This is a genomic window from Coleofasciculus chthonoplastes PCC 7420, from assembly GCF_000155555.1.
GTDB lineage: Bacteria > Cyanobacteriota > Cyanobacteriia > Cyanobacteriales > Coleofasciculaceae > Coleofasciculus > Coleofasciculus chthonoplastes_A.
On the sequence record NZ_DS989867.1, the window covers coordinates 76,155 to 89,078 of the forward strand.

The window sequence follows — 12,924 nt, forward strand, 5'->3', positions numbered from 1 at the left end:
GATCGCATTCATTAAGGGGATCTTGCTTAGAAGGCTGTACCTCATCAACCTGAAATCTGCTGTATTTATTTTATCAATGCATAAGTCCTACAACCGTTATAAATACTCCGCAGAGAACTGAAGGAAATAGTTTTGTGCTTCTTTGATTAAATTATAGTAGCTTGAGTTGGATTTAAAATTGATATCATATTTATCCCTTAAATAACGTTTAACCTTCTCTAAACCATGATTGTTGTCTTGATTTAACCAATTTATTACATCTTGCTTCTGCTGTTTTGTCAAATAACCACTAGAGCCTTTGTAAGATAATTTAAGCCCTTCTAGTCCAGATTCATTAAACCGCTTATTCCATTTACTGATAAAGCCATTCGATACATTGAGACATTGAGTAATTGAGCTATACTTCCATCCTCGAAGAGTTAGTTTAACCGCCATAGCCCTTTTCAATTCTCTGGAATCCGAATTGTTTTTAAGCCACTCATCTAACGCTTGGATTTGTTTTTCTATATGTTTATTGTCCATATCCATATAGGATTTGCTTCAATCACTACAGCTTTAACTTGACTAAATCAAGAATAACAGTTAAATTTGCATCTAAAAATACAGAAAAATTCCTAAAAATTGACTAATTTTTGATTGGCTTTAAGCTTTACGCATTATCTGTTATTTTTGTCAATATCTAAAAAGTAATAACTTTCTCGAAAACTTCGTCATTTTTGGTTCTCCTCTCCAGAGACACCCTGTCAGAACACCTCTGGAACTCCTCTGCTGTTATAGACGCGCCATGGCGCGTCTCTACATAAATGATGTGTCCTAACCGTCTTGGCGGTTGCTATACTCGCTGTCTGAGTCTTGACACTTGATGATGCGATCGCGAAAATAGTACCGATACAAATCACAACTTAGCCTCACCAGGTTTCCCTGAAGATTCACCAGTCCCATACTGTGCAACTTAAACCCTTGCACCTGTTCCACTTCAATCGGTTCAGTAGTGCTGAGAACCTGGTTAAACGCCGCCGCTAGTTCAAGATTATGTTGCAGTGTCCATAAATGTCGATGCAGATGGTTGGCATAAATTCCCGTATCCGTTGCGGCTGTTTGCAGGATCTCCTCAACGGCGAAATCCTGTCTAGCTAAATGGTATAACGTCAGCCGTACCAGATAAGGATGACCCCCGACAAGCTGCATTAGCTGAGTTAGTTGTTCGGCTTCTAACCTCAATTCATGACGCCAAGTCAAGTCTTGCACCTGTTCCCGACTCAGGGGTTCTAAATCAACGCCTAGCCCGACATTAAACGGAGACTGATTGATCTCTAAAGGAACATAGACTTCGGTTGATTGGATGAGTATCAAGCGTAACCGTTGCCAAATTGGGTCAACTTTAGCTTGTTCATGCCAAGACCGCAATAGAGTGAGAAATTCTTGGACAATGTTCACCTGTTTGAAAATCAGGCTCAATTCTTCTAAAACCAAGACAATCGGAGCATCAATTTCGGCTAAAATATATTCTCGAATATAGAGAGCGCAACTCATCTTACTGCCCAAATCTTCATCCCAATAGTCATTGAGCATCGGCTTTAATTTTAATTGGCGCGTCAAGCTAGCACATAACCAGCGCAACATCTTATTTAAGTCGCTAATCACGGTTTCTTCGACTTGCTGAAAATCTAAAACGACCGTTTTATACCCCTTGGCGATACCCCGACTAAGTAAGCGATTAACCAACGAGGTTTTGCCAATTTGCCTCGGTCCTTTAATTCGGATCAATGTGCCAGGTTTAAGCAATTCCTGATAACATTGGGCTTCGTAGGGAACTCGCTCGATATAAAAGAGAGAATTTAAGGGAACACAGCCATCAGGTAATTCCAGGTCAACGGATGGCAAGATAGTCTGATCCGATGGGGAAATAAGCGGGTTGGGTGAGGCGTTGAGGTCATCTGAACGATCAGAACAACCTATTTCTATCGATGATAGAGTGTTATTAATAACAGTTGTAAATTTAGGTTGATTTTGAGCCAGCAGTTGCCGTTCTAGGGCAGAGCGAACAGTGGTCTTTGTTACTTTTTCCCCCAGTCCTTGGGACAGCATTTTCCATAACTGAGGCGCAACCGATTGCTTAATATAACTTTCCGAATAGCCCAACTCTTGAGCCATTTGGTCATAGTTTTTCTTCGTCTCTTGCCAGGATTCCCGCAGAATGAACCGTTGCAGATCATTCAGATGCTGCCCAGTCTTGGTATAGACTAAGGCGTCGGCTAATTCTACGATGTCTGCACTTGCGCTCATATCCGCGATCGCTAATGAGTATCATGCCCCAATTCTAGTCCTTTATCGGACTCAGAGGAATGTTATAGCTGTTGCCTACTCGCTGCCATTGAGAAGTTGCGCGGGGGTGAGGGTGCGATGACCGCCGTCGTGAGTGAAGTGTTTCTGGCGAGATTCCAGTACGACTGGCTCAAAGCCCCGACAGTGGAGGATTTCTGGGTCGCCACAGGTGGGACATGCACTGAGGCTTCCACTTCCCGTTGGAATTTCATCTGGAGTTTATGACAGGAATGAATGAGAATGAGGGAGACGGAAGTAGAATGATTGGTTAAAGAAAGGATATAGGGATGAAGATATGATTACCGTCATTTCGCCCGAAAAACTTTATCTTTCAGCCGGAACTGTAGTGAGGTCGCCTGCTACCTGGCAGGAGTATCAAACGTTGTGTGAGCAGCGGGGAGATGATTCCATTCCTCGACTCAAATATCGTTCTGGAGAAGTGTTGCTTATGTCGCCGTTGCCCAAGCATGGCAGAGATGTCAGTCTCTTCGCGGACATTATTAAGGTACTCCTTGATTCGACCGGGTGCGAGTATGATTCGTTTACGCCAGTAACGATGCAACTGCCAGAAGAAAGTGGGATTGAGCCGGATTATTGCTTTTACATTGACCATTGGCAAGCCATTTCGGGTAAGGAACGAATTGATTGGTGCAACGACCCACCGCCGGATTTGGTGTTAGAAATTGACATCACCAGCTATTCCAATGTGCAGGATTATTTCCCCTATCGAGTCCCGGAAGTCTGGTTATTTCGGAATCAACACCTGTTGATTTACCAACTTCAGGGTGATGAGTATGGCATCGCATCCCAAAGTCAATATTTCCCAGATGTGAATTTATCACAGATAGTGGCGCGGTGTTTAGAAATTGCCTATCAACGCAATACCAGCGCAGCTATTCGCGACTTGAGGCAGCAGTTGTCGCTCAGAATGACATGATAGAACGCAACTTGGTATCAGCCCAGTAGGGTGGGCATTGCCCACCAACCTTAATTCACCCCAATTCCCCTAACGCCCCTCGACGAATAATTTCCGTCACTTCCGTCGCCATCCGAGCATCCAATTCCACCACCTCACGCTTGGCATCCCTGGGTTCTAACCGCTTTGCTCCCTTTAATGCCATGCTAAACATCACCAACTCTGGCACACCCATTGTACTGGGTTGAATAAACTGAACCAATGCCACATAAACCGCTTCCGCCCGATTCCGAATTTGAGTCACCCCATTTCCTAGTTTAGAAATAATCACCGGAGAACTAATTTTATCTTGCAAATCGAGTGCCTCTAATGCCACATCCGTTAAACGTGCCGCATCTGCACCCATCGCCCGAATCACTGATTCTAAACTATGCCATTGGGCACCGGGTAAGCGTGAGGCTTGGGGGATGTGATAATGCCAACCCAACATCGAGATCATTCGGGTTAAATCATAAGCGGTAATCGTATTTTCGCCGCGATGTCGTTCTGATACACCTGTGAGAATCACGTTTCGGGGACGCCACCATCCTTGAGGGGATTGCGTTGATAATTCGGGTTCTGGGATAAAGGGTTCTTCGCCATATCTTCCTGTGAAAATCAAGTCTTGATTTCCGGTCATGCTTTTCAGCCAATTCTCTAACTCGGCGGGTGTGGAAAATTGTTTTAACATTGCCGCGAGGGAGTTGGATGAGGCAATTTTATGGTTATAGGAAAGAATATCTTTAAGCACATTATGGACAGAGAGTTCTCGGTATTGTCCGCTTAAATCTCTGCCTCGAATCAGACAGGTATCAATATCGGTTTGAAAGGCATTGGTGTTGCTGCGAGAGACGACATTGAGAATCGGAATAATTTTACTACTACTCCAAAATTCGGTTTTACTCAGGGCATTTCTGCCTAGCCATTTGGTTTTGAAGTCTCCGTTGGCAAAACTACCGACACATAAACAAGCTTCAGTAATCTCTGGATGCAAAAAGCTTAAGCCTTGGTCATCAATCTCTGGCAGTTGTCCTACTGATGGGAAAGGTTGGAAGTGGGCGGTGTCTTTGGTGACCGAAACCAAGGTTTTGCCATCGGGCTTTTGCATCAGACGGGCGGCATAATCTTTGAGTTGAGTTTTGTAAGGAGAGGTGTCAATTCCTTTGTAAAATAGGGCGGGTTCATCAACGGTTCCTTTTACAGACTCTTTTAAGAAGGTTTGATAAATCGCTTCTTTATTTTTGTCTTTGAGCGAGGGGAGGGGTTTTTGGTTTTCCGGCAGGAGTTTTTGCGCCCAGCCTTTGCCAAACTTCTTACTCTCCATGTTATTCAGGTAAACCGATTGACTGAACTCAGTCATGGCTTTTTCTGTCCGCTGACCATAATCACCATCGAGCCAGGAACCACCGGGGTAAAATCCTAAGCGATTCAGTTGGGTTTGGATTTGCTTGACTAATTCGGGGTCTGTCTTCAGGGTATCTAAATGAATTACAATATCGTGATGGATAATATCGGTGAGTTTCATTAGGGTATTGATTAAAGGATTCGATGAGTTATTATAACCTAAGTTGCTAACTTATTTAAGTAGTCAGGACTCTAAACCTATCCTGTAGGGTGCCTTAGGCACTTGCTTGGATTAATATGGAAAATAACTTGGGATTTGTGCGCCGTAACGCACCGTTACCAGTTATCTAAAAAAATTTAAAAAAAAGGAGAAAAGCTGTTGGCATTCTCCTTTTCCACTATTTTATTTATGCGGTTAAGTGATAATAACCTGATTATCTTCTATCAGTAACAGCGACCGCAACGACCACCACTATAGCAGCCACCGTATGGATTGTAATTGCCAAACTGAGGACGATAACCACCGCAACAACCACCAGTTGGGTTACAGGGACGAGTACAGCCCCCACAGCTTCGAGAACTGGTGCAACAATTCCAACTCATAATGAATTGACCTCCGTTTATGTTTTAACAAAGTTTGACATGATCGATGACGAAATTTTCATTCTAGACTAGAGTCCAGAATCATTTAAATCATCAACAAGTCCACCAGACGTAGCAAGATTTGCCGTTGATGATTTTTCAGGCAGAAAATCTGAATCGCAAACAATACTCTGGGTGATAGCACGAGCCAATTGCTTCGCTTTCACATTGTTCTTGGTTTTTGAATCCCCGCAAACATAGATAGATGAGAGGAACTTTGCCTCGCAGAATGTATTACATTCAACAGTGGCTTCGTATTCTAGCTGTTCAACTTCGATATGGGAGTGAATCTCGCTGCGATAGCAGGTACTCTCCTCGCCTTTACCAATACGTCCCGCTTTCACCTTTGCCGAGTCAAAATCGATGGTGCTGTGGTTACTACACAGAACGAGTGCTGGCGCTACCGAAGGAGACAAATAACACTGATCAACGATTAAGTGTGAGAAGCCTGTAACCATTATCGAAGCGATATCGATACCTGACACATGGACAAACGAATAAAAAGCGACTGACAGTCCATATACCGCTTCTTCTTTGAGCACCTTGACTTGTACAGCACCAGGATCGTCAGGTTCACCAACTAGGTAAATCTGTCGGGCACCTTGACCGTAGATTTGTAGGGCATCGTAGGTTCCGGGAGCCAGCTTAACATACAAGTCAAACCGTTCACCAAAATCACAGTTATTATTTGCCCAGACGACAGCATAATCGGCAGAGGCAAAAGGCTTTGCTTCTGTTCCATCACCGGTTTCATCGGAACCATTGGGAGAAACGTAGAGAAGCAAATTATCGGTTAATAACTTCCGACTGTCTGCTGAAACTGTTGAGCTTGCGACCATTTTAATTGTAACCCTCCTTGCAAAACACCGAGAGACTCTGAAACCGGAACGGGTAAGTGCCTGTTTCAGTTATCGAGTGAATCTAAATGATTTGTAAAACCTGATATGGCAGAAAAGCTTACTAAATAAGGCTTTCCATCTCATACCTATTTCACAACTGATTTAGACGAATCTATGAATCCTGATCGTGAATCGATTTTGCCAAATTGCTGCCAGGGGTTCCGGCGTCAATTGGCTGTCTCGCTATTTACGATTCATCGAGAATAATTGATTAACGGTTTGGGTGTAAATATAGAAAAGTTGGTAAAAATTCAGGAGTTTTTCTTGCCGGACAAGGCAAATGCTTAAAAGAGTAGTTTTGTCAATATATAAAAAGTGTGGATTTTTTTAAGTGCATCGCTTCAGTTCTACTCAACGATGTCAGTTACAGACAGGATACTAAGACTCACGCTATAATGGATCACACGCGCTTATCCGTTACATCCATTACATTCATCGGGCTATTCCTTTATATTCAATAGTGAAATAGACTCGACAGGTGTTCTGGGCGCAAGCCTTGCGCCCCTACAGGATTTATATTAGAAAACGGGTAACTCTAATATAAATCCAGGTAAGATATCTTCTCCGGATAAATTGGCGGGTAATTGAACAATCTCAACGGGCTGATTCTGACGATAAATTTCGACTTGTTGGGCTTGGGGATTAATTAACCAGCCTAATTGTAAACCACTATTGAGATACTCCTGCATTTTTTCTTGTAAGTCTGATAATGAATCGGTGCGAGAACGGAGTTCAATCACAAAATCTGGACAAATTGGCGGAAATTTTTCTTGGTCTTCGGGAGTTAGGGATTCCCAGCGTTGGTTGGCTACCCAAGCCACATCGGGAGAACGCTTTCCACCGTTGGGTAAGCGAAAGATGGTAGAGGAACTAAAGACTTTTCCTAGTTGTGTTTGACGATTCCACAGCCAAAGTTGACCATTAAAATCGGATTCTCGATTGCCACTCACTCCACCAACGGGAGGCATAATCAGTAATTCTCCTTTAGCGGTTTGTTCCAGTTTCCACGTTTCATTGGCTTGGCAGAGTTGGTAAAATTGCTCATCGCTTAAGCCAACGTGTTTTAAGTTTAAAATGACGGGTGAGAAATTGTTCATGGGATATAATGATTTTCAATTTAGCATGGCTTTGTATAGGACGACTCGCGATCGCGCTTTTTATTCTCGGTTTAAATCCTAGCATCGATAGCTCATCTGTAGCCACAAAACAACAAGCAAAATTGAGAAGGACACCATACAGCATGATGGCAATCTCTAGCTTCAGTTCATCCGCCCGCCTTTAATTGTCCCCACTTACATATATGCCCTATAGTCAATTCAAAACTATCGCTCAAGCTAAAGCTGCTTTCCAACTAACTGTCATTGAAGGCAGTCGCTTTTTGCCTGAAACTTCTCCGGTTGCCCCTTCGCCAACTCTCTGGGATTACTTACAGGAAACCTTGCCAATTGTCGCTTCCTCTGGTAGTGAAAAAGCCCGTTCTGAGGGGATTATCTATCCCGTATTAATCGATGTCAGGAAAACACTTAATCGCCAAGTGAGTGTCTTCTCCGGTGAGGAATTTAATGTTGACGAGTCGGTTGGTCTTAATGGCTTGTGCGATTTCCTGTTGACTCGTTCAAAAGAAGTCTTAGAAATTGAAGCACCAGCCGTGATTATTGTGGAAGCTAAAAAGACTGACCTCAAATTGGGCTTGGGGCAGTGTATTGCCGAAATGGTTGCGGCTCAACGCTTCAATGAGGAACAAGGACAACCTATTTCGACGATTTACGGCAGTATCAGCAATGGCAATCAGTGGCAATTTCTCAAGTTGGAAGGAATGACTCTATTCATCGATTTGACAGTCTATCCTTTGCCGCCAGTTGAGGGTATTCTTGGTGATCTTGTCTGGATGGCTCAAGCCCATTCTTGACATCCTCTCCAACTAATCTGATTTAACCCAATCGGTAAAACTTTCCCACCCCGACAAAGGGGTTTTTATTTTGCCCATTAAGTTATAACATTGTTACATAAGCACTAAAGGCTCAGTATCAAAGGAGAAAAAAACATGACACACCTCTCCCCTAAATTCGACCCCAGCAATACACCTGAACCCCCTATCCAGCAAGTCTTAGAGGAATTGGGTATCGCCCAACTCCTCTCGTTGATCCAGCACCATAGCGACATTGACTTCGATGCGGCTCAAATGCACCTAACGGATGCTGAAGCCCATGCGATCGCGGCGTTATTTATCCAGCAGTTGACCGAAAGCCTGAATGGTAAACTCATTGCTGGTGCTTTAAATACTCTGCGTCACAGTGAAGAAATAGAGGATTTCACTCAACACTTAAACCTCAACCATTCTCCCCATGAAGAGGAGGACAACCTATACCGTTATCCCACCCATTCTGATCATGAAATAGAGCCTCTATTGGTGCGTACCCCAACCGGACGCTATAATCCCAAAAGACCCCACAATCCCCGCCCGATTACCCAGCGAGAAGAATACATTATTGACCTTTATTGTTACTGCAAATTAAGAATGACGCCAAGGCGGTTTTATGCCAAATGGGGTGTCACCTATGAGCAAATTTCTCACATCTGTTTCCGTTCCCTGGGAACCGTTCAATGTTGGTTCAACCGAGGTCAAGACTATCGCCCCCCTCAACCCGTTGACTTGCGCCAGTTAACAATTGTGGATTTTTTGCTCGATCATTATGAAGAACTCCCCCAATCCTTAATTGATCTGCTGGGTTCCTATTGAAACTGAATCGGGGAGTCTGAGGGGTTGCTCCCCTTTTAGATTCCCCTCTTTCCTTTAGATCAGATTGATGGCTAAGGATTTCGGATTTTTTCAGTAAGCCCTATATATTGATTGTTGAATAAAGTCTTAATTTGTAACGAATTGATTCAGTTATCCAAACTGCAAAATGGCAAACTCTCTACCTACATTTAACTTGGCATTGTCACTCAAATAAAGACGTTTCGGAAGTTTCCAGGGTTTTCAGATACGCCGCACGGTTAAAGCAATTCCCAGGGGTAAGTTTGATGTTTTTATACTCTAAATAATCCTGATGAAATTCCATCAACCACGCAGCGAAGGCTTCTCTCTCTGATGGGTTGAGCGTCAAGTAATGAAACCAGGGAATTTTTCCAGATTCGGTTTGACGAACTCGCAAATCAGAAAATGTTTCTTTTGCGCTTAATCCTCGTAGTTTTTCCGCTACACTATCAAGTTGTCCGTCTTGTTGAGTATTGAACCCAATACCCGAAAACCCTTCCTGCAATCCTTCAGCACCTCCTGGAGGAAAGAGTTCAAGATAGGTATGTTTTCCTCTGAGATAAGTTCCCGACCAACTTTCTGTATCCGTTTCTACGGTATCTCTGGATACTGTACAAAATAATTGGTTAATGAACTCAGATTGAGCGATTGATTCTAGCCCACACTCCGCACTTCAAAATGTAACATGACAGGTTACAGACACGTCTCCGAGAACACTAAGCATAAATACTCACTTTACTGAGGATTGATACCTTGAGATAATTAGCCAGTTAGCTGTAACTATTTAAAAGAGAGATTAACCTTGTCTAAATCAACAATAGAAGTCAAAAACCTAGACCATTTGGGGATTATAGCTGGATTAATTGATGAAATAGGAATAGTGGATATCATTAATGAAAAATTAGAAATAGACAAGCGAGAAAAAATCTCATCGGGGCAAGTTGTTAAGGCGATGATTCTGAATGGTTTAGGGTTTGTGTCTAAGCCCTTATACTTATTTAGTAATTTTTTTGAAGATAAAGACATTAAAAAACTATTAGGGAACTCAATTAACCGTGATTATTTAAATGATGACAAACTCGGTCGAGTGATGGATAAACTCTATAAATATGGATTGACTCAACTCTTTCTAGAAATAGCAATCGCTTTAACGAAGACATTTAAGATAGAAGTAAAATTTAATCATGCAGATATTACATCATTTCACCTGCATGGGGAGTATAATTATAACTATGGAGAATTAGCCAATCCAGAAGAAGGTTTAATTAAAGAAAGACCGATAATTATTACCCAAGGATATTCCCGTGACCATCGCCCGGACTTAAAGCAATGTGTTTTAAGCTTAGTCACAACAAGTGATGGAGACATACCTTTGTTAATGAGAGTCGGGGATGGAAATGAATCGGATAAAGCTGTGTTAGGTCACCTATTGAGTTCTTTTAAAAAGCAGGTGGATTGGTCAAGTATAGTGGTAGGTGATAGCAGTTTATACACTCAAGAAAATATTCAGATAATGAGAGGGTTACAATGGATAACACGAGTACCCATGACGATAAAGAGAGCTAAACAATTAGCTCAAACGGTAGACATAGAAGAAAGGAAGAAGACCGGAGAACCAACGGACTCAAGCCTCAATCTAGAAAACTATAACTGGAAAGAAGAAATCGTTGTCTACGGAGGCATCAAACAGAGATGGTTAATCGTAGAAAGTCAGCCGAGAAAAGCCAGTGATTTAAATAAACTCGAAAAACAAATAAAAAAAGAAGAAGAAAAAGCTTATAAACTCATCAAGCAATTAGAGAAAGAAGAGTTTGAGCATCCCAGTCAAGCCAAGTATAAGTTAAAAGAAATAAACCGAAAACTGAAACTGTTTAAATTAGCTGAAGTCCAGATCAGCAAGGAAATAATTAAGTCGGGTAAAACCGCTTATAAAATCAAAGCCAAACCAGAAAGACAGGAGCAAGAAATTACCGCGAGAGAAAAACAAGCCGGAAGATTTATCCTAGCGACGAACGTTCTCGAACAAGAAGTTCTAAATTCAGCCGAAATTCTTTTAAATTACAAAAATCAACAATCTTGTGAAAGAGGATTTAGATTTTTGAAAGACCCGGTATTTTTTGCCGATAGTCTATTCGTCGAAAACCCCCAAAGAGTAGAAACGATGCTCTTTGTTATGACGTTGTGTCTCTTGGTCTACAACTTAGGGCAAAGAGAAATCAGGAAGAATTTACAAAGAGCTAAACTTGGGATAAAAAATCAAGTGGGTAAACTGACCAATCGCCCAACATTACGGTGGATATTTCAATGTTTTCAAGGGATTCATGCAGTGGTGATTAATGGAGTTAAACAGATAGTTAATCTAACGGATGAACGTCAGTTTATTTTGAACTTCTTGCCCTCCTCTTGTCAAAAATATTATCTGTGATTTTTTCGTGACTCACCTTTGTGGCAATTTGGGCATTTTTGGATCAGGTATAAATCTGTGTAAGGAGAGTAGATACTCCTAAATTTAGGCTGCTCAAAAAAACTCTCAAGAGTCCCAAAAACAATTACTGTTTCTTTAGAAGATATTCAAAGGTTTAATTTTTCGGACTTTTTGCCTGTATCAGCCATGTAGTTTTTTGTACTTCAAGTTGAAGTGCGGAGTCTAGGTTCTAGGGTATCTGTGTCGAGCGTGATATATAAATGATTAAATTCTATTCCCATAGTTTTGCGTATTTATCTCAAACAAACTTGCATTCTATTATGTCTAGTACAAGAAGGCAGAAGTCCGAAGGCAGTGGTTCGACAGGCTCACCAACTGGGCAAAAGGCTATAAGGAACCTATGTTAGCTGCTTTTAGGTAGTTTGTTAACTGGTGCTATGAGCGCAACTCGGTATGAGGGGGTAGAATCGGGCAGAGTACAACATCGCAATTATGCTAATTCTTTGGCTCAGACCAAGAACGAATTTCACCCAAGGTTACCGGAATCCGCTCAACCACATCCACGGTAAATAGATAAACTTTCCTCGCTCTCAGCCCGTTTTCTGGGTCAAAAAACTTCAGTTTTATATCCCAACAATTACTACTCACTCGACAAAATGGGCTTTTTTCCACCTCAATCGTATCCAATTCCATCCCCGTTGCTACGGCTCTGGCAAAGCTGGTGGCGGCTTGGAAGGCATTGGTGACTGAGAAGTTTAAGGCTCGGTCTTTTGCCGTTTGCCCAGAAAATAAGGTGACTTTTTTCCCGGTTAATCGGGCGGGAAGACTGACTCGTTCCACATACTCATCACTCTCTTGGGATTCTAGTTGTCCCGCTAACATTATCAATAGCATTTCATAGACATCGGCGGCAAAACTACTCACGGGTTGTAAGGCATAGATAGGCGTGAGTTCTTGGTTAATTGTCCAGATTAAGGATTTGGCTTCTGTGGGGTTGGCATCCAAATAATCCACCAGTTGACGGGCGTCGTAGGGATTGGCGGGAACTAATGTACCGTCCATGTTTACGGCTGGCATTAATTGTTTGAAGCTGTCCCGTCTGGCTTCTGTGCCAAAGTCGTAGCCGATGGTGCCTAAGACGTAGATGAGGTTAGAGGTGGCGCTGGGGGTGATGCCGGATTCTGGTTGACTGGGAGTGGTAACGGTTGTATTTGAAGGTTGCATAGTGCTATCGGCGGGGATATTTGCACGGGAGATGGCAGAGGACGAAGCCTTTATTTCATGGAAGGGGGAGCCGGAAAGCCCCTCTCCTCTGAGGGGAGGGGTTGGGGCTCACAAGGGTAGGTTTTTTAAGATGGGGGTTTAGGCTAGACTTGGAAGACAGGTAGACCATCACTTCGACTTCGCTCAGCGACCGTAGACAAGGAAGAGTGAGAACGAAAAATAGGGCGTTTCGGCTTTTAGAAGTTAGTTTGACCGAACCGAATTCTGTACGGTTTTTCCCCCTTGTCTTCTTTCCTTCCTTGTCCTCCTTGTCTTGTCCCAACCATAAAATAAAAAACCTACACCTGTCAGC

The 12,924-nt window shown here is 42.6% G+C and carries 11 protein-coding genes and 1 pseudogene; 4 read left to right on the forward strand and 8 right to left on the reverse strand.

Annotated elements, in window-relative coordinates:
• Positions 1-96: 96 nt before the first annotated feature.
• From MC7420_RS28460 to MC7420_RS40620, 3 genes are all read right to left on the reverse strand, one after another.
• Entirely contained in the window at positions 97-522 is a 426-nt protein-coding gene (locus MC7420_RS28460) for a helix-turn-helix domain-containing protein (protein WP_198016585.1), read from the reverse strand.
• A gap of 291 nt (positions 523-813) precedes the next feature.
• Positions 814-2,286 carry an AAA-like domain-containing protein gene (locus MC7420_RS28465; protein WP_006104822.1) on the reverse strand — a complete coding sequence of 491 codons (1,473 nt, stop codon included), beginning with the start codon at positions 2,284-2,286 and terminating at the stop codon, positions 814-816.
• Between the two features lie 62 nt (positions 2,287-2,348).
• Positions 2,349-2,537, reverse strand: coding sequence for a hypothetical protein (locus MC7420_RS40620; protein WP_157453369.1), 189 nt, complete (start codon positions 2,535-2,537; stop codon positions 2,349-2,351).
• Between the two features lie 83 nt (positions 2,538-2,620).
• On the opposite strand from MC7420_RS40620, the gene MC7420_RS28470 reads away from it, so the two are divergent.
• Entirely contained in the window at positions 2,621-3,262 is a 642-nt protein-coding gene (locus tag MC7420_RS28470) for a Uma2 family endonuclease (RefSeq protein WP_006104817.1), read from the forward strand.
• Positions 3,263-3,317: 55 nt separating this feature from the next.
• Here MC7420_RS28470 and MC7420_RS28475 read toward each other — a convergent pair whose 3' ends face one another.
• The 3 genes from MC7420_RS28475 to MC7420_RS28485 all read right to left on the reverse strand — a co-directional run bounded on the left by MC7420_RS28475 (position 3,318) and on the right by MC7420_RS28485 (position 7,262).
• Entirely contained in the window at positions 3,318-4,805 is a 1,488-nt protein-coding gene (locus MC7420_RS28475; RefSeq protein ID WP_006104913.1) for a peptidoglycan-binding domain-containing protein, read from the reverse strand.
• Between the two features lie 490 nt (positions 4,806-5,295).
• Positions 5,296-6,105, reverse strand: a complete 810-nt coding sequence (locus MC7420_RS28480) for a hypothetical protein (protein WP_006104826.1) — start codon at positions 6,103-6,105, stop codon at positions 5,296-5,298.
• Between the two features lie 578 nt (positions 6,106-6,683).
• A complete protein-coding gene (locus tag MC7420_RS28485) occupies positions 6,684-7,262 on the reverse strand; it encodes a Uma2 family endonuclease (RefSeq protein WP_006104901.1) in 579 nt (192 codons plus the stop codon).
• 203 nt (positions 7,263-7,465) lie between these two features.
• Between MC7420_RS28485 and MC7420_RS28490 the strand changes: the two genes are divergently transcribed.
• The gene (locus tag MC7420_RS28490) at positions 7,466-8,074 is read left to right on the forward strand and encodes a hypothetical protein (RefSeq protein WP_006104871.1); all 609 of its coding nucleotides are present in this window, start codon (positions 7,466-7,468) and stop codon (positions 8,072-8,074) included.
• 135 nt (positions 8,075-8,209) lie between these two features.
• Positions 8,210-8,905, forward strand: a complete 696-nt coding sequence (locus tag MC7420_RS38625) for a hypothetical protein (RefSeq protein ID WP_006104933.1) — start codon at positions 8,210-8,212, stop codon at positions 8,903-8,905.
• Between the two features lie 202 nt (positions 8,906-9,107).
• Here the strand turns inward: MC7420_RS38625 and MC7420_RS28500 are convergent, their stop codons facing one another.
• Positions 9,108-9,572, reverse strand: coding sequence for a DUF5829 family protein (locus MC7420_RS28500; RefSeq protein WP_269546346.1), 465 nt, complete (start codon positions 9,570-9,572; stop codon positions 9,108-9,110).
• A 153-nt stretch (positions 9,573-9,725) separates the two neighbouring features.
• Between MC7420_RS28500 and MC7420_RS28505 the strand changes: the two genes are divergently transcribed.
• Positions 9,726-11,348 (forward strand): IS1634 family transposase, encoded by a 1,623-nt coding sequence (locus MC7420_RS28505; protein WP_006104939.1) that lies wholly within the window; start codon positions 9,726-9,728, stop codon positions 11,346-11,348.
• Positions 11,349-11,843: 495 nt separating this feature from the next.
• On the opposite strand, the pseudogene MC7420_RS28510 reads toward MC7420_RS28505, so the two are convergent.
• A pseudogene (locus MC7420_RS28510) lies at positions 11,844-12,611 on the reverse strand (cyanobactin maturation protease PatG family protein); the annotation flags it as partial.
• Positions 12,612-12,924: the final 313 nt, after the last annotated feature.